The 19,872-nt window shown below is 68.1% G+C and carries 20 protein-coding genes, 1 tRNA gene and 3 pseudogenes; 6 read left to right on the top strand and 18 right to left on the bottom strand.

All coding sequences use genetic code 11. The annotated features are described in order from the left end of the window. Positions 1-167 precede the first annotated feature (167 nt). Positions 168-1,073: an EamA family transporter RarD gene (rarD, locus tag ABIA71_RS04405; RefSeq protein WP_354283423.1), complete on the bottom strand. Its 906-nt coding sequence runs from the start codon at positions 1,071-1,073 to the stop codon at positions 168-170. After that, on the bottom strand, positions 1,070-1,969 hold the full coding sequence (gene yedA, locus ABIA71_RS04400) for a drug/metabolite exporter YedA (protein WP_354283421.1): 900 nt from the start codon (positions 1,967-1,969) through the stop codon (positions 1,070-1,072). The genes rarD and yedA overlap by 4 nt, the downstream gene beginning before the upstream one ends. A 183-nt stretch (positions 1,970-2,152) precedes the next feature. Here yedA and ABIA71_RS04395 point away from each other — a divergent pair, with 183 nt between their 5' ends. Continuing rightward, positions 2,153-3,493, top strand: a complete 1,341-nt coding sequence (locus ABIA71_RS04395) for an MFS transporter (RefSeq protein WP_128095576.1) — start codon at positions 2,153-2,155, stop codon at positions 3,491-3,493. 108 nt (positions 3,494-3,601) lie between these two features. Then, positions 3,602-4,207 (top strand): hypothetical protein, encoded by a 606-nt coding sequence (locus tag ABIA71_RS04390; protein WP_354283419.1) that lies wholly within the window; start codon positions 3,602-3,604, stop codon positions 4,205-4,207. 6 nt (positions 4,208-4,213) lie between these two features. Here ABIA71_RS04390 and ABIA71_RS04385 read toward each other — a convergent pair whose 3' ends face one another. From ABIA71_RS04385 to ABIA71_RS04370, 4 genes are all read right to left on the bottom strand, one after another. Further along, complete coding sequence (locus tag ABIA71_RS04385) at positions 4,214-5,866, bottom strand: M28 family metallopeptidase (RefSeq protein ID WP_354283450.1); 1,653 nt, start codon at positions 5,864-5,866, stop codon at positions 4,214-4,216. Positions 5,867-5,941: 75 nt separating this feature from the next. Beyond that, complete coding sequence (locus tag ABIA71_RS04380) at positions 5,942-6,877, bottom strand: MBL fold metallo-hydrolase (protein WP_354283417.1); 936 nt, start codon at positions 6,875-6,877, stop codon at positions 5,942-5,944. Positions 6,878-6,908: 31 nt separating this feature from the next. After that, the gene (locus ABIA71_RS04375; protein WP_354283415.1) at positions 6,909-7,247 is read right to left on the bottom strand and encodes a hypothetical protein; all 339 of its coding nucleotides are present in this window, start codon (positions 7,245-7,247) and stop codon (positions 6,909-6,911) included. Positions 7,248-7,385: 138 nt separating this feature from the next. After that, the gene (locus ABIA71_RS04370) at positions 7,386-8,675 is read right to left on the bottom strand and encodes a tryptophan--tRNA ligase (RefSeq protein ID WP_354283413.1); all 1,290 of its coding nucleotides are present in this window, start codon (positions 8,673-8,675) and stop codon (positions 7,386-7,388) included. Between the two features lie 107 nt (positions 8,676-8,782). On the opposite strand from ABIA71_RS04370, the gene ABIA71_RS04365 reads away from it, so the two are divergent. Further along, positions 8,783-9,601, top strand: a complete 819-nt coding sequence (locus tag ABIA71_RS04365; protein WP_354283411.1) for a hypothetical protein — start codon at positions 8,783-8,785, stop codon at positions 9,599-9,601. A gap of 94 nt (positions 9,602-9,695) precedes the next feature. Here ABIA71_RS04365 and ABIA71_RS04360 read toward each other — a convergent pair whose 3' ends face one another. From ABIA71_RS04360 to rocF, 3 genes are all read right to left on the bottom strand, one after another. After that, positions 9,696-9,917 (bottom strand): CsbD family protein, encoded by a 222-nt coding sequence (locus ABIA71_RS04360; protein ID WP_038691077.1) that lies wholly within the window; start codon positions 9,915-9,917, stop codon positions 9,696-9,698. 190 nt (positions 9,918-10,107) lie between these two features. Next, entirely contained in the window at positions 10,108-10,245 is a 138-nt protein-coding gene (locus ABIA71_RS04355; protein WP_038691079.1) for an entericidin A/B family lipoprotein, read from the bottom strand. 232 nt (positions 10,246-10,477) lie between these two features. Continuing rightward, positions 10,478-11,398 (bottom strand): arginase, encoded by a 921-nt coding sequence (rocF, locus tag ABIA71_RS04350; protein WP_354283408.1) that lies wholly within the window; start codon positions 11,396-11,398, stop codon positions 10,478-10,480. 178 nt (positions 11,399-11,576) lie between these two features. On the opposite strand from rocF, the pseudogene ABIA71_RS04345 reads away from it, so the two are divergent. After that, positions 11,577-11,804: pseudogene (locus ABIA71_RS04345) on the top strand (GTP-binding protein); the annotation flags it as partial. A 263-nt stretch (positions 11,805-12,067) separates the two neighbouring features. On the opposite strand, the gene ABIA71_RS04340 reads toward ABIA71_RS04345, so the two are convergent. The 4 genes from ABIA71_RS04340 to birA all read right to left on the bottom strand — a co-directional run bounded on the left by ABIA71_RS04340 (position 12,068) and on the right by birA (position 14,699). Further along, positions 12,068-12,143, bottom strand: a tRNA-Thr gene (locus ABIA71_RS04340). Positions 12,144-12,159: 16 nt separating this feature from the next. Continuing rightward, positions 12,160-12,990 carry an SPOR domain-containing protein gene (locus ABIA71_RS04335; protein WP_354283406.1) on the bottom strand — a complete coding sequence of 277 codons (831 nt, stop codon included), beginning with the start codon at positions 12,988-12,990 and terminating at the stop codon, positions 12,160-12,162. A 9-nt stretch (positions 12,991-12,999) separates the two neighbouring features. After that, a complete protein-coding gene (locus ABIA71_RS04330) occupies positions 13,000-13,737 on the bottom strand; it encodes a type III pantothenate kinase (protein WP_354283404.1) in 738 nt (245 codons plus the stop codon). Continuing rightward, entirely contained in the window at positions 13,734-14,699 is a 966-nt protein-coding gene (gene birA, locus ABIA71_RS04325; protein ID WP_354283448.1) for a bifunctional biotin--[acetyl-CoA-carboxylase] ligase/biotin operon repressor BirA, read from the bottom strand. Before birA ends, ABIA71_RS04330 begins: the two co-directional genes overlap by 4 nt. A gap of 130 nt (positions 14,700-14,829) precedes the next feature. Here birA and ABIA71_RS04320 point away from each other — a divergent pair, with 130 nt between their 5' ends. Beyond that, entirely contained in the window at positions 14,830-15,102 is a 273-nt protein-coding gene (locus ABIA71_RS04320) for a hypothetical protein (RefSeq protein ID WP_038692631.1), read from the top strand. Continuing rightward, positions 15,069-15,842, top strand: a pseudogene (locus ABIA71_RS04315) (M90 family metallopeptidase); the annotation flags it as partial. The gene ABIA71_RS04320 and the pseudogene ABIA71_RS04315, both read left to right, overlap by 34 nt. An 83-nt stretch (positions 15,843-15,925) precedes the next feature. Here ABIA71_RS04315 and ABIA71_RS04310 read toward each other — a convergent pair. The 5 genes and pseudogenes from ABIA71_RS04310 to dusA form a co-directional block, all read right to left on the bottom strand. Next, entirely contained in the window at positions 15,926-17,350 is a 1,425-nt protein-coding gene (locus ABIA71_RS04310; protein ID WP_038692635.1) for an ATP-binding protein, read from the bottom strand. A 23-nt stretch (positions 17,351-17,373) separates the two neighbouring features. Further along, on the bottom strand, positions 17,374-17,616 hold the full coding sequence (locus tag ABIA71_RS20840) for a winged helix-turn-helix domain-containing protein (protein WP_392732909.1): 243 nt from the start codon (positions 17,614-17,616) through the stop codon (positions 17,374-17,376). Positions 17,617-17,778: 162 nt separating this feature from the next. Continuing rightward, a pseudogene (locus ABIA71_RS20835) lies at positions 17,779-18,057 on the bottom strand (response regulator); the annotation flags it as partial. A gap of 71 nt (positions 18,058-18,128) precedes the next feature. Further along, entirely contained in the window at positions 18,129-18,500 is a 372-nt protein-coding gene (locus tag ABIA71_RS04300; RefSeq protein WP_354283446.1) for a hypothetical protein, read from the bottom strand. Between the two features lie 211 nt (positions 18,501-18,711). Continuing rightward, on the bottom strand, positions 18,712-19,728 hold the full coding sequence (gene dusA, locus ABIA71_RS04295; protein WP_354283401.1) for a tRNA dihydrouridine(20/20a) synthase DusA: 1,017 nt from the start codon (positions 19,726-19,728) through the stop codon (positions 18,712-18,714). Positions 19,729-19,872: the final 144 nt, after the last annotated feature.

The raw sequence follows: 19,872 nt of genomic DNA, 5'->3' as shown, positions 1-19,872 counted from the left end.
GGGGGGGGGGTTCTTTTTTTTTTTTTGGGGGGGGGGGGGGGGGGGGGGGGGGGTTTTTTTTTTTTTTTTTTTTGGGGGGGGGGGCCCCCCCCCCCCCCCCCCCCCCCGCCCAGCCCGTCGCACGCGCCAACCAGGGCTTTGCGCCCTTCAAGCTTCAAAAAAAACCCTCACCCCCGCCGCGACCGCCACACACTGTCACCGATAAACAGCAACAGCCCGGTCCAGATCGCCGCAAACCCGATCGCCTTGGCCGTATCAAACGGCTCGCGGAAGAAGAACACCCCCAGCAACAACCCCAGGCTCGGCGCGATGTACTGCAGAATCCCCACCAGCGACAGCGGAATCCGCTTCACCCCGTAGGCAAACCCGATCAACGGCAGCGCCGTCACCGCACCGCCCAGAATCAGCAGCGCATCGTTCTTCCAGCCCCAGCCACTGAAGAACCCGCCGCCGTGCCCGTTCTCGCTCCACACCGCAAACCCGATCGCCGGCAGGAACAAATACAGACTCTCCACCCCCAACCCCGCCACCGGGTCCACCGAAATCAGCTTCCGCAACAACCCATACAGCCCGAACGAACACGCCAGCCCCAACGCAATCCACGGCGGCGTGCCCGCATCGTAGGTCAGCCACGCCACCCCCAACGCCGCGCAGCCCACCGCCAGCCACTGCAACCCGCGCAGCCGCTCCTTCAGCACCACCACCCCCAGCACCACGCTCACCAGCGGATTGATGAAATACCCCAGGCTCGTCTCGATCACGTGCCCCGCATTGATCGCCCAGATGTACAGCCCCCAGTTGAACGCAATGGCCACGCTGCTCAGCGCCAGCGTCGGCAGCGCCCGCTTCTGCGCCGCAATCTGCTTCCACCAGCCCGTCCCCGCACTCAGCAGCAGCCAGGCCACCACCAGCACCGTGCTCCAGATGATCCGATGCGCGATGATCTGCTGCGACGGCACCGCCTGCAGCAGGTGCCAGTAGACCGGCACCAACCCCCACAGCGTGAACGTAAACGCCGTGATCGCCAGACCGCGCCGTTGCTCCTGCAGACTGTGCTGCGGCAGCGCACTCATTTCGCGCGCGTCCGGGCCAGCGTCAGCACCAGCACGCCGACCAGAATCACCACCATCGCCGCGATGTCATGCAGCCCGAAACGCTCGTGGCCGATCAACGCGCCCAGCATCACCGCGATCACCGGATTCACATAGGCATAGCTGGCCGCCAGGGCCGGTCGCACGTTGTGCAGCAGCCACACATAGGCCGTGAACGCCACGATCGAACCGAACATGCACAGGTAGGCCACCGCCAACAGACCGTTCATGCTCGGCCACGTCGTCGGCCGCTCGCCCGTGGCCACGCCCAGCGCCACCAGCATCACCCCGCCGCACAGCATCTGCCCCGCGGCCGTCATGAACGGGTTGGGCAGGTCCAGCCCGCGCGCCCAGACCGAACCGAAGGCCCAGCCGATCGGCGCGATCAGCAGCAGGATCAACCCCTGCGGCGAGGCCGTCAGGCTGCTGCCGGCGTTGAGCCAGACCACGCCCAGGAAGCCGATCGCAATGCCCAGCCACTCGCCACGGCTGGCGTGGGTGCCGCGCATCGCCCCGAACAGCGCCATCCACAACGGCACCGAGGCCACCGCCGTGGCGGCCAGGCCCGACGACACCGTGCGCTCGGCCAGCACCACCATGCCGTTGCCCAGCACCAGCATGGTCAGGCCCATGATCGCCAGGTTGCGCCACTGGCGGCGGGTCGGCGCGGCCATCCCGCGCCAGCGCAGCACCGCGTACATCAGCGACCCGGCGATGATGAACCGGGCACCGGACACCATCGTCAGCGGCAGGGCGCCGCCCTCCAGCGCCAGCCGGATACCCAGGTAGGTGGACCCCCAGACCACATACACCAGCAACAGGGCCAGTACGACAAGGCCGCTCCGGGGAGCAGCCGCTGAGGGTTCGGGCGAAGACATGGCACACCACCATCCGGGGGAACCCGAATTCTAGGCCACTGCGCTGCCCGGTTCACGAAGGAAAACGGCAAGCTGTGTCTGCTTTGGCCTGCCGGGCCCCCGGTGTCGGGCACCTGTCGTTGACGTGCGGTAGGGTAACAAGGGTGACGCACCATCGTTTCCCAGCCAGGACACCCTCCCTGCATGAGTACTCCCTCCCCCGCCGCCGTGGCACACCCCGAGCGGGCCGCGCTGCGGCGCTCGATCTCCAACACCCTCAAAGGCTCGGCCGGCAACCTCGTCGAGTGGTATGACGTCTACGTCTACTCCGTGTTCGCGGTGTATTTCGAATCGCAGTTCTTCTCGGCCGCCGACAAGAACTCCACGATGTACGTCTGGGCGATCTTCGCCGCCACCTTCCTGATGCGCCCCATCGGTGCCTGGTACTTCGGCCGCTTCGCCGACCGCTACGGCCGGCGCCTGGCGCTGACGGTCTCGGTCACGGTGATGGCCGGCTGTTCGTTCCTCATCGCCATCACCCCCACCGCCTCGCAGATCGGCATCTGGGCGGCAGTGATCCTGCTGTTCGCGCGCCTGCTGCAGGGCTTTGCCACCGGCGGTGAATACGGCACCAGCGCCACCTACATGTCCGAGGCGGCCATTCCCGGCCGGCGCGGGTTCCTGTCTTCGTTCCACTACGTCACCCTGGTGGGCGGCCACGTACTGGCGCAGCTGACCCTGCTGGGCATGCTCACCTTCTGGGACAAGCCGCAGATTTCCGAATGGGGCTGGCGCATCGCCTTCGGCATCGGCGGCATCGCCGCCATCGTGGTGTTCTGGCTGCGCCGCAGCATGGACGAATCGCTGGGCGAGGATTCCATCGAAGCGGCCAAGGAAGGGCGGGCCAAGGCGTCCGGCTCGATGTACGAGCTGTTCGTGCACCAGTGGCGTCCGCTGCTGCTGTGCTTCCTGATCACCGCCGGTGGCACCGTGGCTTTCTACACCTACTCGGTGAACGGGCCGAAGATGATCCAGAGCGCCTTCGCCGGCACCGACGTGATGACCGGTACGCTGATCAACCTGGGCGTACTGACCTTCCTGATGGTGCTGCAGCCCATTGGCGGCTGGTTGTCCGACATCGTCGGCCGCAAGAGCCTGCTGGTGTTCTTCGGCGTGGGCGGCGTGCTGTACAGCCACTACCTGATCACGGCGCTGCCCCAGCAGCAGGATCCGCTGATGGCCTTCGTGATCCTGGCGATCGGCTTTGTGATCCTGACCGGCTACACCTCGATCAACGCGGTGGTGAAGGCCGAGCTGTTCCCCACCCACGTGCGTGCACTGGGCGTGGGCTTCGGCTATGCCATGGCCAACTCGCTGTTCGGCGGCACCGCGCCCCTGCTGTACCAGGCGGCCAAGAGCAGCGATCGGGTGGGCCAGTTCGCCTGGTATGTCACCGCGATCATCGCGGTATCGCTGGTGGTGTACGTGTTCTTCCTGAAGAACAAGGGCCCCAACTGGCTGGACGGCACCCGCACCCAGCCGTAAGCCGTTGACCGTGGCGGGCCGCACACGCGGCCCGCGCTGCAATCGCCGCCGGCCGATCGCGTACCCTTCTCCGTGACCCTGCGCCGATCATGCGGCGTGGGGCATTGGATGACGCAGCAGAGGGACGTGGCGGTGCGGGGATGGATCCTGTGGATATTGATCGGGCTGGGGCTGTTGCTCCCGGCCGTGGGCGGTGCGCGCGAATGTCGCGCCGGACAGCCGGTGCCCGACCGCCACCCCAGCAGCGTGGCCCGCGCGCCTACCGCGCTGGAGCAGCAGGCGCATGCGCTGGCCTGCCAACGATTGGAGCAGCGTGACCAACCCTTGCGGCCTTGGGTGAAACCCGTGCAGCGCGTCCTGGTCTGGCTCACAGCGGGCGCAGCGCTGCTGTGTGCAGTCGCCCTGTTCCGGCAGTGGCGCTGGAAGCATCACGGGCATGCGCGGATGTACGCCTTGGTGGCGGTGCACAGCCTGTCGGTCTTGATACTGCTTGGGACCGCGCTGGCGGTGTATCGCGGGGTCGCCCTCGGCACCGGGCGTGGGCGGCCGCGTTGGCTCTGGTACGAACTGTCACCGGTCGCTTTCACCGTGCAGCAGTGCATCCAGGTAGGCATTGCCGTCGGTCTGGTGGCCCTCGGGTGGGTCCTGCTGGCGCCCACCCGCCCGCCGCGGCGGGTCAATCCGCTGCCGCGGCGTGGCGCGCGCCGCCGCTGAGGCGCCTTAGCGGCGCGAGGCTTCGCTCTGCTCGCGCACCTTGCGGAACTCCGACCCCTGCTCCCAATGCGGCCAGCGGCGGCTGTTGGCCAGCTCGGCGCCCAGGTCGTACACCAGCAGGGTATCGGCGGCATGGCCGCTGGCATCCCAGGTCGGGGTCCACGCGTCGCACGCCTGGTGGTAGCACGCGGCGAAGTAGGCATCGCGCAGTTCACGGCCCTTCTCCACGCCACCGTCGGTCATGTCCAACCCCGGCCCGATGGTGATCGCCGGCACGCCCAGACGGGCGAAGGCGAAATGGTCGGCGCGGTAGAAGAAGCCGGCCTCCAGGTTCGGGTCCGGCGAATAGCTGCGGCCGCGGGCCTTGGCCACGCGCTCCAGGTCGCCTTCCAGCGACACCCGGCCCTTGCCCCAGGACGCGATGTCACGGGTGGGGCCATCGGGGCTGAACATCTCGATATTGAGCACCGCGGCCGTCTTGTCCAACGGCGCCAGCGGGTGGGCGGCGTAGTAACTGGCGCCCAGCAGGCCCTTCTCTTCGGCGGTAAGCGCCACGAAGTACAGCGTGCGCTGCGGCTGCGGGCCCGCGGCGAACACCCGCCCCAGCTCCAGCACGGTGGCCACGCCGGTGGCGTTGTCGATCGCACCGCGGCGGATGCGGTCGCCCTTGGCATCGGGCTGGCCAATGCCGAACGCGTCCCAATGCGCGGAGAAGATCACCGCTTCATCGGCATGCGCGCCGCCGGGCAGCTTGGCCACCACGTTGCGGGTGATGACCTGCTCGCGCTTGAGCTTGAAGTTCACCGACAGGCGCGCATCGCCGAGCGCCACCGGCTTGAACGCCGGGGTCATGGCCTTGCGCTTTTCGGCGTCGAAATCCAGGCCGGCGTCGCGGAACAGCTGTTCGGCCAGGCTGCGCTGCATCCAGCCGCGCACCGGCACGTGCTGGGCCAGCGCCTGTTCGGGGGTGCGTTCGATATCGAACAGCGGCGAGGTGCCCGAGCTCTTCACCGTGGCCCAGCCATACGCGGCCGGCGCGGTTTCATGCACGATCAGCACGCCCTGCGCGCCGCGGCGGGCGGCCTCTTCGAACTTGTAGGTCCAACGGCCGTAGTAGGTCACCGCCTTGCCATCGAACGCGCCCGGCTGGTCGGCCTCGAAGTCGGCATCGTTGATCAGCACCACGGCGATCTTGCCGTGCAGGTCCACGTCCTTGTAGTCGTTCCACTGCCGCTCGGGCGCGTCGATGCCGTAGCCGACGAACACCAGCGGCGCGTCCTTGATGGCCACCGCCTGCTGCGGGCGCAAACTCTGCAGGGTCACGTCCTCGCCATTGGCCAGAGTGCGGGTGCTGCCCTTCTGGCGCAGCTGCGCACGCACCGGGCCATCGACCTGGGCGCGCACCATCGGCACCGGCTGCACCCAGCTGCCGTCCACGCCGCCGGGCTGCAGGCCGTACTTTTTGAATTCCTCGATCAGGTACTGGACCGTGCGCTCTTCGCCCGGCGTCGCCGGGGCGCGGCCTTCGAAGGCGTCCGAGGCCAGGATGCGCACGTGCCGCGACAGTGCCTGCGGGTCGATGCCGCCGCCGGGCAGGTCATTGGCCGCGTGGGCCAGACCACCCACGAACAGGCAGGACGACAGCAGCAACATGCGCATCGGATTCACGGCAGGCACCAGCACGGAAAGCAAGGGCCTGCGAGTGTAACGTGACACCTGCATGACCGTGCACCGTCAGCGGCGATCGCGATCCAGCCAGCAGGCCAGGCCCTGCGCATTGAGCTCGATGTCCATCGCCAGCACCTGGGTCACCGCCGCGTCGTCAAGCCGGCAGCCGTGCGCCTGCGCGCGCTCCAGGTACAGCGCGGTCAGCGCCGCCACCAGGCAGCGGTGGCGGTCGGGGCGCGCATCGCACTGGTGCCCGATGTGGACCATCGCATCGATCTGCTCGACCAGGTCGGCGGCCAGCCTGGCCACGTCGTCGACGCGGCCGTAGTGGGTCAGGAACATCGCCTGCGGCGCAACCGCCAGCAGGCGCGCAATCGACTGCTTCAGCGGTTCCGGGTCGAACTGCACCGGCGAGGAGGTGGGCACGATGAACGCGCCACGGTCGCTATCCAGCTCGCGGTAGGACAGCCCGAAGGTGTCGCCGGTGAACCATGCGCGGCTGCGCGCGTCCCACACGCACAGGTGGTGGCGCGCGTGCCCCGGGGTATCGATGCAGAGCAGGCTGCGGCCAGCCAGATCCACGCGATGGCCGTCGTCGGCGATGACCACGCGGTCGGGGCTGACCGGCAGGATCGGGCCGTAGTTGTGTTCGATCTGCGTCTGCCCATACACCTCGGTCGCCCCGGCGATCAGCCGGGTTGGATCGACCATGTGCGGCGCACCGCGCGGATGCACCACCAGCCGGGCGTTCGGCAGCTGCTGCATCAGCAAGCCGGCACCGCCGGCGTGGTCCAGGTGTACGTGGGTGAGGATCAGCCAGTCCACCGCGTCCACGGCCAGCCCGGCGCGTTGCAGCGCGGCCAGCATCGCGGGCACGGCCAGCCCGGTGCCGCAGTCGATGAAGGCGGCGCGGCCGTTTTCCACGACGAGGTAGGCCGCGTCGAAACTCCCGCGTTGCATGAAGCCGGTATCGATGGTGTGGATGCTGGGGTCGAACGACATCGGATCATCCCGGACGGATTACGCCCCCATCTTAGGACGATCCGTTCGTTGGCTTCGATGCGGCTTTGGTCGCACGTCCGGCCAGCCAAGAGGTGCGCAGCAGGATGGCACCCACCAGCACCGCCAGGAAGGCTCCGTAGGCGTACAGCACCGCCAGCACCTGGCGCCAGATCGGTCCGGCGTCGGATTGCACCACGCCGATATGGTGGCCCCACAGCATCGCCGCGATGCTGAGCACGAAGGCCAGCAGCAGCGCGACCGCATCGAATGTGCGCCGCGCCGCATTGCGCGGTTGCCGCGGGAACAGCCAGTAAAGCGCACCCAGCAGCACGAACCAGGGCAGGAACAACAACAACGACAACCAGGCCATCGCAGTCTCCCCTTCAGGATGCCCGCATCATGCCACGTGCCCGAACCCGGTAGCGCCGGCCGCTGGCCGGCGCCACGTACCGCCGCGATCGCCTGGTTGCCGGCCAGCGGCCGGCACCACGGATCGCGGCGGCCGGCATTATCCGCGCAGTTCCTGCAGTGCGGCCAGCACCACGTCCACTTCGGCGTCCAGCTTGAACAGTTCGCTCTGCAGCCCATCGCCGTGTTCGGTCTGCTTGAGCACGCCGATCAGCTGCCCGGCATCGCGCGGCGAATCAAAGCCCTCGCTCTGGATCAGCAGGCTGCCATCACCGGCCAGCAGCTTGAAATAGAAGCGGCCATCCTGCTCGCGGTACTGCTTGAACAGCGGCGGTGCCGCACGCGCTTCAGTGCTGGCATCACCGGCGATGTCGCCGGCGCTGGACAGGTCACGCAGGCCCACCGCATGGCGCAGCTCCTTGAGCAGTGGAATGGCGTACTGCTCGCGCAGCTGCTGGCCGCGGCGACGCAGCAGCGCCTCGATCTTTTCCGGCTCGGCCATCAGCGCCTCGTAGCGCTCGCGCAGCGGGGTGAGCTCGGCGTCGATGCGTTCGAACAACTGCTGCTTGGCATCGCCCCAGCTGATGCCCTCGGCGAACGCCTGGGCGAACCCGGCGGTCTGTTCGGCGCTGGCGAAGGCCTGGTACATCTGGAACAGGGCAGAGCCCTCGGTGCTCTTCGGCTCGCCCGGTGCACGCGAATCGGTGAGGATGGAGAACACCAGCTTCTTCAGCTCCGCACGCGGGGCGAACAGCGGAATGGTGTTGTGGTAACTCTTGCTCATCTTGCGCCCGTCCAGGCCGGCCAGGGTGGCCACCTGTTCGTCGATCACCACCTCCGGCAACGGGAAGTACGCCTTGCCATACACGTGGTTGAAGCGCTGGGCGAAATCGCGCGCCATCTCGATGTGCTGGATCTGGTCGCGGCCCACCGGCACGCGGTTGGCCTTGAAGATCAGGATGTCGGCGGCCATCAGCACCGGGTACATGAACAGCCCGGCGCTGATCCCGGCGTCCTCGTCCAGCTGCTCTTCGCGGTTCTTGTCCACGGCCGCCTTGTAGGCGTGGGCGCGGTTGAGGATGCCCTTGCTTGCGATCGCGGTGAGGAACCACATCAGCTCGGTGGTTTCGGGAATGTCGCTCTGCCGGTAGAACCACACCTTGTCCGGGTCCAGCCCACAGGCCAGCCAGCTGGCCGCGATCTCCAGGGTCGAACGCTGGGTGCGCTCGGGTTCCTGCGCCTTGATCAGGCTGTGCAGGTCGGCCAGGAAGAAGAAGCTCTCGATCTCCGACGCCTGGCTGGCCGCGATGGCCGGGCGGATGGCGCCCACATAGTTGCCCAGGTGGGGGGTGCCGGAGGGGGTGATGCCGGTAAGAACGCGGGTGGTCATAGGGGGATCATTACGGACAGGTGAACCACGCCAGTTTACCTGCCCCGGCTCAACCCCGTTGGCAACGGTGAGCCGTTCAACCTATCACCCCAACGTGGAGCCGTGCCATGAAACGCCTGTTGCTGCCCCTGCTTGCCGTGCTGGTCCTGTGCGGCTTCCGCCCGGCCCCGCTGCCCCCGCGCCTGGAGTCGGGCCCGGTCTACCTGACCGTGCTGGACCGCGATGCGGGTACCACGCTGCCGCAGTACCGCGAGGGCAGCCAGCGCTGGATCGCCGGGGAAAAGGGCCACCGCTACAGTGTGCGGCTGCGCAACCACAGCGCCGAACGGGTGCTGGTGGTGGTGTCGGTGGATGGCCTGAACGCCATCAGCGGCGAGGTGGCCGCGCCCGGCCAGACCGGCTACGTGCTCAACCCCTGGCAGACCGCCGACATCAGCGGCTGGCGCAAATCGCAGGATGAAGTGGCGCAGTTCGTGTTCACCTCGCCCGGCAAAAGCTACGCCGGGCGCACCGGCCGCCCGGACAACATCGGGGTGATCGGCATCGCGGTGTTCCGCGAAGCAGGGGCGATACTCACCACGCCCGCGCTGAAGCCCGTGCCGGGGCGCCGCCGGTTGTCCACGCAGGACGCCGGCGCGCAGGCCGAGGCCATGGCCGACAGCGCGCGCGGTTCGCCCGCCGCGGCGCCTGCACCGGCCCAGCGGCTGGGCACCGGGCATGGTGCGCGCGAAACCTCGCAGGTGCGCGACACCACCTTCGAGCGTGCCACCGACTACCCCGTGCAGCAGACCGAGCTGCGCTATGACAGCGCCCGCAACCTGCGCGCACGCGGCATCCTGCCGGTGCAGCAGCCGCGCCAGGACGGTCCGCGTGCGTTCCCGTCGCAGTACGTGCCCGATCCGCCGGGCGACGATGGCCGTCGCTGAGGACAGCGCCCGCACAAACAAAACGGGCCGCGCGATGCGGCCCGTTTCGTTTCATACACCCGGTGAAGCTGTCGCTGGCACGTGCGTGCCGGCGTCACTTGTAATCTGGGTAGTCCTTGCGAATGGCGGTTTCGAAGTCGCGGACCTCGGTTTCGGCGCGGTCGCGGGCCCAGCCATAGCGTTCCTGCAGGCGACCGGCCAGGTATTCGGCGTTGCCTTCGGCTACCTTGAAATCGTCGTCGGTGAGGTCGCCCCACTTGGCCTGGGCCTTACCCTTGAGCTGCGTCCACTTGCCGGAAATGATGTCTTTGTTCATGGGTTCGCTTCCTTGATTGCAACGGCACCTTCGCCGCACGGACAGAATGCGATGGACGACGTTCGGTGGCGGTCAAGCGCGGATGAAACGCATGCTCACGTGATTGAACAGGTGCTGGCGGGCGGCATGCGACAGACGCGAAAAAGGCCGGGAGATCCCGGCCTTTTTCGGTCCAGCCTGATCGCGTGGATCAGTTGGTCTTGGCGGCGTCTTCGACCTTCTCGCCGGCCTTCTGCACGTCCTTGCCAGCACCGGCAACGGTGTTGCAGCCGGACAGCATGGCTACCGAGAACATCGACAACAGCATCAGTGCAATAACACGCTTCATGGGGTTCTCCTGTTTAATCTACGTCGACACCGGCAATCCGGTCCCACCTGTCAGATGAACCGGCCACCGCACGGCGGCGATGGCAGATCCTCTTCCTGATCGCGGTGACGTCGTGGCTGTTTCCAGCACCGCCGCCGCGTGAAGTGCAATCTGGCGGGAGGGGCGTGCAGCGGATGTGAACGCACCTTGGCGGCGTTCAGCAAATCGTTGGCAAACCCCGGCCGACGGAGCCTCAGTCGCGCATCAACGTGGATTTTCCGAACAGGCTTTCCACCAGGTCCACGGCCAGCACGGCGGTGCTGTTGCGGTTGTCCAGCAGCGGGTTGAGTTCGACGATGTCCAGCGAGCCCATGCGGCCGGTGTCGGCAATCATCTCCATCACCAGCTGCGCCTCGCGGTAGTTCACCCCGCCCGGCACCGTCGTGCCCACGCCCGGGGCGATGCTGGGGTCCAGGAAGTCCACGTCGAAGCTGACATGCAGGTGGGTGTTGGCGTCGATGCCCTCCAGCGCGGCCTCCATGGTGCGCTTCATGCCGGCTTCGTCGATGTAGCGCATGTCATACACATCCACCTGGTGCTGCTTGATCAGCCGCTTTTCTTCCTGGTCCACCGAGCGGATGCCGATCTGGTGCACCTGCTGCGGGCGGATCGCCGGGGCATCGCCGCCCAACCGGGTCAGCGCGTCCGGGCCCAGCCCACACAGGCAGGCCACCGGCATGCCGTGCACGTTGCCCGACGGGGTGACCTCGCTGGTGTTGAAGTCCGAATGCGCATCCAGCCACAGCACGCGCAGGGTCTTGCCCTGTTCGCGGCACCAGCGCGCCACCGCGGTGATCGAGCCGATGCCCAGGCAATGGTCGCCGCCGAGCATGATCGGCATGCGACCGGCCTGCAGCTCGGCGTAGGTGGCGTCCATCAGCGCGCGGTTCCACGCCACCACCTCGTCCAGGTGGCGATAGCCCTGCACCGGCGCGGTCCACGGGTTGCGCGGGCCGTCCAGGTTGCCCAGGTCGCGCACGTCCACGCCACGCGCAGCCAGCGCGTCGCCCAGGCCAGCGATTCGCAGGGCATCCGGGCCGAGACCGGCACCGCGATGGCCCGCGCCGATGTCGGTGGGAACGCCGATCAGGGAAACCGGGGGATACGTGGCCATGGGATGCCTCCTGCAAATGCGAAAAAAGAGTCACAGTCTAGCCAGCTCCGCACAGACCCACTCGCGGCGGTGCAGCAGGGCTGTCAACGGTTGACCATGCAGGCGCACTTCCGCACTGCGCTCTCAGCCCGTTGACATCGGACGAAGGAGAGGATCATCGAGAAGAACGGGCACGCGCATGGCTCTCGCAGTGTGTGCCATCTCGGATGTCGAACCGCTCATCACCGAAATGCCGCTCAGCGACGATGCGCGTGGCGACAAGGTCGAAACTACCGTCGCGCTGGACTACAGCGCGATCGAGCTGGACGACGGCGAGCTGCTGCACGTCTACGGCGTGCCCGGGCAGCGCTACCGGGAGCTCATGTGGCCGATGGTCTGCGAGGGCGCGCTGGGTGTGATCGTGGTCGGCCAAGGAACGGTCCTGCAGGTGTCGACGATTCAGACGGGGAGTCGCGGATATGGTGCGGTCTGGCACCTCGGCAGACGGAGCGATGCGGATCGCGTCTTGGCCAGCCACGCGTTGATGGCAGCCACTCCATATCATGGTCCACGCGGCCGTGAATCCAGACGAACCGCGTTGATGTTCCCGGTGAATGCAAAAAGGCCAGCACGGAGTGCTGGCCTTTTCGTTGAAACACCTGTTTCCAAGGCGTTTCGGGAACTCCAATATGGTGCCGCTTATCCGAATCGAACGGATGACCTACTGTTTACAAGACAGTTGCTCTACCAACTGAGCTAAAGCGGCATGGTGCGTGGGAATTCTAACGCACCCGCGCGCAGTCCAGCGAGCGTTGCTGGGCTGCACCGCTGCGCTGCCGGGCGACGCTGGCATCGGCCGGGGGCGCCAGGGTCGCGTCCAGCCACCATTGCGCGCTGCCGTCGCCACCGCTGGCGATCAGGCGGGCGTTGAAGCCGGCGGCACTCAGCGCGGCCATGCGGCGTTCGGCGCCCTCGCGGTTGCGGTACTGGCCCAGGGCAATGGCGTTGGTCTCTTCCCCGTTGGCGATGATGTAGTAGTCGCTCAGCCCGGCAGCGACGATGCGCTTGACCGTGGCCTGGGCGTCCTCGCGGCTGGCCGCCGCGGGCAGGACGACCCGGTAACGGGTGGCCCCGGCATCGGCTACCTCGCGCAGGCGCGCGCCACGCAGCGTACCGCCAGCCTTGGCCTGCGCGGCCTGGGCCGCGGCGCGGTCGGTGAACGGGCCCAGGCTCACGCACTGAGCGGGCGCGGCAGGCACGGGGGCAGGAGCTTGGGCTACGGCCGCTGCGGGCGCAGGCGGCGCGGCGGCGGGCGCAGGCGCCACCGCCGTGGCGGCGGGTGATTCGGCGGCCGGTGCCGGTGCCTGGGCAGCAACTGGCGGTAGCGGCACGGCGGCCGGCGTCACGTCATCCAGCGCCGCGGCGGCGGGCGTGCTGGCAGCGGCGGTGGCAGTGCTCGTGGGCGCGTTGGCGCCGGCGGGCAGCAGCTGCAACTGGGCCACGCCGGTGGTCGGCGGCGGCGGCGCAGGCGCCGGTTCGCCCCGCAACATCCACCACAACGCCACCCCCAGGTTGAGGATGGCCAGCACGACGATCAAGGCACGGGTCAGCATGCGGCGATCCTACCGTGTGCCTGCCGGCTGATGCACGGCCCAGCGCGCCAGGCCGTCGAGCACCAGCGCGGGCTGGTAGTGCGCGTCCTCCAGCAGCGGCATCAGCGCGGGCGCGCCGCCGCCATGCACCAGCAGCGCCGGCACGTGTCCCAACAGCCGGGCCGCCTGCGCGCGGCTGCGTTCAATCAGGGCCACCGCTGCACCGTCGCAACCGGAGGCGAGCGCGTCGGCCGTGTCATTGGCGAACTCGCTGTAGTCACCGCCCGTGGGCGGCAGCTGCACCGCGCGCGCATGCAGCGCTTCGCGCATGGTCGTGGGCGATGCAGCGATGCGGCCGCCGTGATGCAGGCCATCGGCATCCAGCAGGTCGATGGTCAACGCGGTGCCCACCCCGGCCACCACCACTGCTTCGCCGCGCTCGGCGGCGGCCAGCAGCGCCAGGAAGCGGTCCACGCCGAACTTGTCCGGGTCGGCATAGGCCACCTGCACACCCGCGCAGCGGGCCTGGGTGCGCGCCACCCGCACCTCGCGGAAGCGGCCCTGCAGGATCGCCAGCATGCTGCGGGTGAGGGTCGGCGCGGCGACGCTGGCCACGTAGGCGACGTCGCCATTGGGCAATGCCTGCAACTGCTCGGCGGGCATGGTCTCGGCCCCGTGCGGCCAGGCCTGCACATCGCCGGCGCGCACACCCTGCAGCGGCGCGAACTTGAACCGCGAATTGCCAAGGTCGAACAACCAGTCGCTCATTGCGCCCTCACGCTGACTTCGCCCGCATGCACCTGCTGCTCCACGCCGTCGATGCGCACGCGCAGCGCGCCATCGTCGGCCAATCCCAGCGCGGTACCTTCGCGCCATTGCCCGCCCTGTTCCACGCGCACGGTCTGGCCGCGCAGCAGATCCAGTTCGGCATAGCGCGGCAGGAACGGCGCCAGGCCCTCGGCGTCGAACGTCTCCAGCGCGGGCAACAGCCGCGCCAGCACCGCCGCGACCACCGCATTGCGGTCCACCGGCGCACCGGCCAGCGTGTCCAGGTCGATCCAGGGCTGGGTGATCTGGTCGGCGAAGGCGGCCGGCATGTGCACGTTGATACCGATACCGATCACCGCCCGCGCGGGGCCGGCATATTCGCCACCGCCCTCGGCGAGCAGCCCCACCAGCTTGCGCCCGTCGACCATGAGGTCGTTGGGCCACTTCAGCCGTGCCTGCACATAGCCCAGGTCGTGCAGCGCTTCGGCCACCGCGATGCCGGCCACCAGGCTCACGCCGCTCAGGCGCACCAGCCCGCCGGAGAACAGCCGCAGCACCGACAGATACACATGCGCGGCCAGCGGCGAGGCCCAGGTACGGCCGCGCCGACCCCGGCCGCCGGTCTGGCGCTCGGCCAGCAGGACGCGAACGCCCTGTTCAGGCGCGCTGCACCGCAGCAATTCGGCGTTGGTCGAGTCCACCGTCCACGCCACCTGCAGGTCGCGCACCAGGCGCTGGGCGTCCTGCGGCAGGCCGGCGCGGATCGCGTCGGCGTCCAGCGGGTCCAGCGGCCGGGTCAGGCCATAGCCCTCGCCCGCGCGTCCGTCCACTTCGACCCCGGCGGCTCTAAGTCCTTGAATCCGCTTCCAAATTGCGGCCCGGGTCACGCCCAGCTCATGCGCCAGGGCGTCGCCGGACAGGCGCCCGGCGCCCAGTTTGGCCAGCAGTTGGCGGTCGTCCACAGCAGCTTCCATCAGGTGATCGGCAAAAGTATGCGGGAAAGCCCCGCCGCTTGCCTGCCGGGAGGGGTTCCAATCACGGCCCTGAATCGGGCTAGAATCGAAGACTGACCCGTTCTTCCGGATGTCGACGATGCGCCCGTTCGCCCATTGCCTGATCCTGCTGATGGCCCCCTTGGCCGCGCATGCTTCCGATGCGCTGACCAGCACGGGGCGGGGCGGCTGTGTGTATTCCCCGGCCGAAAGCGAGCGCACCGCACCGGCCGCGGCCCCTGCCGCGCGCGCACCGGCCGTGAAGCCGAGCGCGGCCAGCGGCACCAGCAGCGGGGGTGGCGGCGACGACGACGTATTGCCGCGCCTGCGCGCGCCGAAATGGCACAGCTTCCTGCCGGGCATGTTCCGCTGATCGAACGTATGTGGGGTTGGCTGCGGCGCACGCCGCGCGCGATTGATCCGCTCCTGTGGCAGCGCAGCTGTCAGCGTGGGCCGTGGCTGCAGGGACTGGACGCACAACGCCGCGACCGGCTCGCCGGCCTGGCCGCGCGCTTCCTGCATGAGAAAACCATCAGCCCGGTGGGTGGCCTGGTCCTGGATGACAGCGATGCGGTCCTGCTGGCGGCCCTGTGCTGCCTGCCGCTGCTGGAACTGGGCGAGGTGGGCCTGCGCGGCTGGTCGCAACTGATCGTCTATCCGGACGCGTTCCGCGTCCAGCGCAGCCATGTGGACGCGGCCGGCGTGCTGCACCAGTGGGACGACGAACTGATTGGCGAATCGTGGGACAGCGGCCCGCTGATTCTGTCCTGGGCCGATATCCAGGCCGACATCGCCGATCCGCATGCCGGCTACTGCGTGGCCGTGCATGAGATGGCGCACAAGATCGATGCGCTGGACGGTGCGATCGACGGCACCCCGCCGCTGCCGCGCGAATGGCAGCGCGAATGGGCGAAGGATTTCCAGGCGGCGTATGACACGTTCTGCGCCCAGGTGGACCGTGGCCGGGAGACGCTGATCGACCCGTATGCGGCTGAAGCGCCCGAAGAGTTCTTCGCGGTGGTCACCGAATACCACTTCTCTGCGCCGGACCTGCTGGCGCAGGAGATGCCGGGCGTGGCTGCGCATCTGCGGCGGTTTTATGGGGTGTCGCCGGGGTGCCGGGTACCGACCAACGGTCGGCACCTACCCTTGCGCGGTGATCGTTGTGCGTACCGACCCGGGGATTGGCGCGGCGATCACGGCCCCGGCGGCAGCTTCACTTCGAACCGCGCACCACCCAGCTCGGGCGAGCGCTTGACCTGCAGTTCGCCGCGGTAATCCTTGATCAGATCCTGCACGATCGACAGGCCGATGCCATGGCCCTGCACGCGCTCATCGCCGCGCACGCCACGCTGCAGCACCTTGGCGATGTCTTCCGGGGCAATGCCCGGGCCATCGTCGTCCACCGACAACACCAGCCCGGCACGGCGTGCGCCCGGCGCCGGCAACGGCTTGGCGGTGAGCAGCACGCGGCGCTTGGCCCACTTGAAGGCGTTTTCCAGCAGGTTGCCGAGCAGTTCCTGCAGGTCGCCCGGCTCGCCGTGGAAACGCGCGCCTTCGTCGATATCGAATTCGCACAGCACGCCCTTGCCGGCGTAGACCTTCTCCAGTCCGCGCACGATTTCCTCGGCGTTGGACTCGATCGGCAACGGTGCCGAGAACAGCTTGTGCCCCGACGAGGCCGCGCGCGCCAGCTGGTAGGACACCAGGTTGTTCATGCGCCGCAACTGCACATCGAACTCCTGGCGCAGGTCCTGGTCCTGCGCGCCGCTGTCGAGCTGCGTACGCAGCACCGCCAGGGGCGTTTTCAGGCTGTGCGCAAGATCGGCCAGGGTGTTGCGCTGGCGCTCCAGGTTCTCGCGCTCACTTTCAATGAAGGCGTTGATGCTGTCGGTCAGCGGTTCCAGCTCGCGCGGGTGGCGCTCACTCATGCGCTCGGTCTCGCCGCGCTGGACCTTGGTCAATTCGGTGATCACGCGCCGCATCGGGCGCAGGCTCCACTGCAGAATCACGGTCTGCAGCATCAGCAGGATCAGGCCGGCGCCGCCCATCCAGAACCAGACACGGCCGCGGAATACGCGCAGCTGCGCGCCGAGGGCGCGCGAATCTTCCATCACGTAGATGGTGTAGGGGAATTCGGTGGCCGGGTCGGCGTCGGCATCCCACACCAGGCCCAGCCCGTAGCGGTACACCGAGCCCTGGCTGCCATCGATCTGGATCATCGGCAGCGGGCCCTCGAACACCTCCTGGCGCGGGGCCAGCAGGCCACCGCCCACGGTGGGCAGCATCGGGCCTTCGGCGGACATCGAGTTGCCCTTGCCACCGGGCATCACCACCTGCAGGTACAGACCGCTGCCGGGCACGTCGAAACGGGGGTCCGGCGGCTGTTCGCGGATATACAGCGAGCGGTCGCGGGTGAAGTCGATGCCGGCCGCATAGGCAGTGGCATAGTTCTTCAGCCGCTCGCGCAGGTTGGCACGCGCGGTGTCGGCGAATGCCGCATCCAACGCATAGCCGGCGATGGCCAGAAACGCCACCAGACCGACCGAGGCGGCCAACAGCTGGCGCGCCTGCAATGAGCGCGGCCGCCAGCGTTTAAAGAACCACAGACGGCCTGACATCATCCCTTCGCCCGACTAGCGGCTCAGCCCTCGTTGCGCGGAATGGCGAAGCGGTAGCCCCGGCCACGCACGGTTTCGATCGGCTTCAGTTCGCCGTCGGCATCGAGCTTCTTGCGCAGGCGGCCGATGAACACTTCCAGCACGTTGGAGTCGCGGTCGAAATCCTGCTGGTAGATATGTTCGGTGAGGTCGGCCTTGGAGACCAGTTCACCGGCATGCATCATCAGGTATTCCAGCACCTTGTACTCGTAACTGGTGAGGTCCACGTTGCTGCCGCTGACGCTGACCGTCTGCGCGGCAAGATCCAGCGCAACCGGGCCGCATTCCAGCGTGGGCTTGCTCCAGCCAGCGGCACGGCGCAGCAGCGCGTTGACGCGGGCCAGCAGTTCCTCGACATGGAACGGCTTGACCAGGTAATCGTCGGCGCCCTGCTTGAGCCCTTCGACCTTGTCCTGCCAGCTGGAGCGGGCAGTGAGGATCAGCACGGGGAATTTCTTGCCCTCATCGCGCAGCGCCTTGATCAGTTCCATGCCCGACATCTTGGGCAGGCCCAGATCGATGATGCCCACGTCGAACGGCACTTCGCGGCCCATGTACAGACCTTCCTCACCGTCCTGCGCAGCGTCGACGGCAAAACCTTCGCGCTTGAGCCGGGCGGCCAGGGTTTCCCGCAGCGGGGCTTCGTCTTCGACCAGAAGGATACGCATGAACTCTCCCTAGTGTCCTGGGTATGGCCGGGGGCCAGTGGAATACAGTTGATTACGACAACTATCCCTGTTCAGGGGTTATCGCCGCGTAGTGAAGACATATCCGATCGCGGTGCGCGGGGCTGTGAACGCGCCGGCGCGGGGTCGTCCATGTAGCGGACCCGACCACGGTCGTCCATGTATTTGACCCGGTTGATGTCGCGGCCGTCGTAGGGCACCCGTTCGGCGCCCAGGATGTGGCCGCCGGTGGTGCGCTGGACGCGGCGGACCGCATCGGACAGCGAACGTTCCGGCGCTGCCCCGCGTGCGGCCCGCACCATGCCCTCACCGCGCGCTGGATCCGGGGTCGGTTCCTGCGCCGACACACTGCCGATGGCGGCAGCGGCGCCCGTCGCCAGCAGGGCGAGGACGGCAAGACGGCGTTGGCGGGTCACGGAGAGCATCGGTTTGATCCTAGCGGAGCGCAGCGAAACGTTCAAAAGTTGTGAATCGGAGCCGCCGACCTGGGCCGGCGCTTTACGAATCTTTAGCGAATTCTTGGTTTTACGCAGTGAATCCGGTCTGAACTTTTCCGGTCGCACCTCGGCGCCGTTCATCTAAGTGAACATTGGCGGCTAAAGTGGGTGCCTTGTCAAGCCGACAAGGTGACGCGCCTCACGCGGCGACGCGTTCGGCCTGGGCGCGGGTCACCGCCAGCGCCTGCTCGATCAGCGCCCAATCGGCGCCTGCGCGGTGCGCGCCTTCGCTGAGCACCTGGCGGAACGCGCGGCCCCCGGGCTGGCCGTGGAACAGGCCAAGCAGGTGGCGGGTGATGTGCTTCAGGGCCAGGCCGCGGCCCAGCTGCGCCTCGATGTACGGGCGCATGGCACGTAGCAGCGCCTCGCGTGGCTGCAGGGCCGCACCGGTCTGGGCGGCCTCCAGCTGATGCAGCACGTAGGGGTCGTGGTAGGCCGCGCGGCCCAGCATCACCCCGTCCAGCGCCGGCAACTGCGCCTGCGCCGCCCCCACCGTGGCCAGGCCCCCGTTGAGCACGATCTGCAGCGCCGGACGGTCGGCCTTGAGCCGGTGGGCCCAGTCGTAGCGCAGCGGCGGCACTTCGCGGTTTTCCTTCGGCGACAGGCCTTTCAGCCACGCATTGCGGGCGTGCACGATGAACATCGCACTGCCCGCGTTGGCCGACTGATCGACGAAGTTACGGAAGGTTTCGTAGTCGTTGTCTTCATCCACGCCCAGCCGGCACTTCACCGTGACCGGGATATCCACCGCCGCGACCATGGCCCCCACGCACTCGGCCACCAGCGCCGGCTCGCGCATCAGGCAGGCGCCGAAGCGCCCGGCCTGGACCCGGTCGGACGGGCAGCCGCAGTTGAGATTGACCTCGTCGTAGCCCCAATCCTGGGCGATGCGCGCGGCCTGGGCCAGCAGCGCGGGGTCGCTGCCGCCCAGCTGCAGGGCCAGCGGATGCTCGCTGCCGTCGAAGCCGAGCAGGCGCTCACGGTCGCCATGGATCACCGCGTTGGCGTGCACCATCTCGGTGTACAGCCGCGCACCCGGGGCCAGCAACCGGTGGAATACCCGGCAATGGCGGTCCGTCCAGTCCATCATCGGGGCGACGGACAGGCGCAGGGAGGCGGCGTAACGCGCGGCGGCGTCGGTGGCGGGCAGGGTCATCGGGCGGAGCGTCGGATACTGCTGGCATTGCCAGCGCAATCAATAGTTTACCTGCTTGGAATGAACGTTGCCCGAGGGGGGTCCCTTGGCCGGAGCCGAATCCCGCGCTGCCAGGCACCCGCGCGACCGGCGCCTCGGGGAGAA

The organism is Stenotrophomonas sp. 2619 (genome assembly GCF_040548725.1).
Classification (GTDB): domain Bacteria; phylum Pseudomonadota; class Gammaproteobacteria; order Xanthomonadales; family Xanthomonadaceae; genus Stenotrophomonas; species Stenotrophomonas maltophilia_AP.
This window is presented reverse-complemented; position numbering and strand designations above follow the sequence as displayed.

Excerpts from the sequence above, each read along its gene's own strand:
- ABIA71_RS04365 (WP_354283411.1), top strand. The coding sequence starts at position 8,783 with ATGAAACGCCTGTTGCTGCCCCTGCTTGCCGTGCTGGTCCTGTGCGGC.
- ABIA71_RS04300 (WP_354283446.1), bottom strand. The coding sequence starts at position 18,500 with ATGCTCTCCGTGACCCGCCAACGCCGTCTTGCCGTCCTCGCCCTGCTG.
- ABIA71_RS04385 (WP_354283450.1), bottom strand. The coding sequence starts at position 5,866 with ATGCGCATGTTGCTGCTGTCGTCCTGCCTGTTCGTGGGTGGTCTGGCC.
- dusA (WP_354283401.1), bottom strand. The coding sequence starts at position 19,728 with ATGACCCTGCCCGCCACCGACGCCGCCGCGCGTTACGCCGCCTCCCTG.
- ABIA71_RS04375 (WP_354283415.1), bottom strand. The coding sequence starts at position 7,247 with ATGGCCTGGTTGTCGTTGTTGTTGTTCCTGCCCTGGTTCGTGCTGCTG.
- ABIA71_RS04335 (WP_354283406.1), bottom strand. The coding sequence starts at position 12,990 with ATGCTGACCCGTGCCTTGATCGTCGTGCTGGCCATCCTCAACCTGGGG.
- ABIA71_RS04320 (WP_038692631.1), top strand. The coding sequence starts at position 14,830 with ATGCGCCCGTTCGCCCATTGCCTGATCCTGCTGATGGCCCCCTTGGCC.
- yedA (WP_354283421.1), bottom strand. The coding sequence starts at position 1,969 with ATGTCTTCGCCCGAACCCTCAGCGGCTGCTCCCCGGAGCGGCCTTGTC.
- ABIA71_RS04395 (WP_128095576.1), top strand. The coding sequence starts at position 2,153 with ATGAGTACTCCCTCCCCCGCCGCCGTGGCACACCCCGAGCGGGCCGCG.
- ABIA71_RS04390 (WP_354283419.1), top strand. The coding sequence starts at position 3,602 with ATGACGCAGCAGAGGGACGTGGCGGTGCGGGGATGGATCCTGTGGATA.
- ABIA71_RS04370 (WP_354283413.1), bottom strand. The coding sequence starts at position 8,675 with ATGACCACCCGCGTTCTTACCGGCATCACCCCCTCCGGCACCCCCCAC.
- ABIA71_RS04355 (WP_038691079.1), bottom strand. The coding sequence starts at position 10,245 with ATGAAGCGTGTTATTGCACTGATGCTGTTGTCGATGTTCTCGGTAGCC.
- ABIA71_RS04380 (WP_354283417.1), bottom strand. The coding sequence starts at position 6,877 with ATGTCGTTCGACCCCAGCATCCACACCATCGATACCGGCTTCATGCAA.
- ABIA71_RS04330 (WP_354283404.1), bottom strand. The coding sequence starts at position 13,737 with ATGAGCGACTGGTTGTTCGACCTTGGCAATTCGCGGTTCAAGTTCGCG.
- ABIA71_RS04310 (WP_038692635.1), bottom strand. The coding sequence starts at position 17,350 with ATGTCAGGCCGTCTGTGGTTCTTTAAACGCTGGCGGCCGCGCTCATTG.
- ABIA71_RS04360 (WP_038691077.1), bottom strand. The coding sequence starts at position 9,917 with ATGAACAAAGACATCATTTCCGGCAAGTGGACGCAGCTCAAGGGTAAG.
- rarD (WP_354283423.1), bottom strand. The coding sequence starts at position 1,073 with ATGAGTGCGCTGCCGCAGCACAGTCTGCAGGAGCAACGGCGCGGTCTG.
- rocF (WP_354283408.1), bottom strand. The coding sequence starts at position 11,398 with ATGGCCACGTATCCCCCGGTTTCCCTGATCGGCGTTCCCACCGACATC.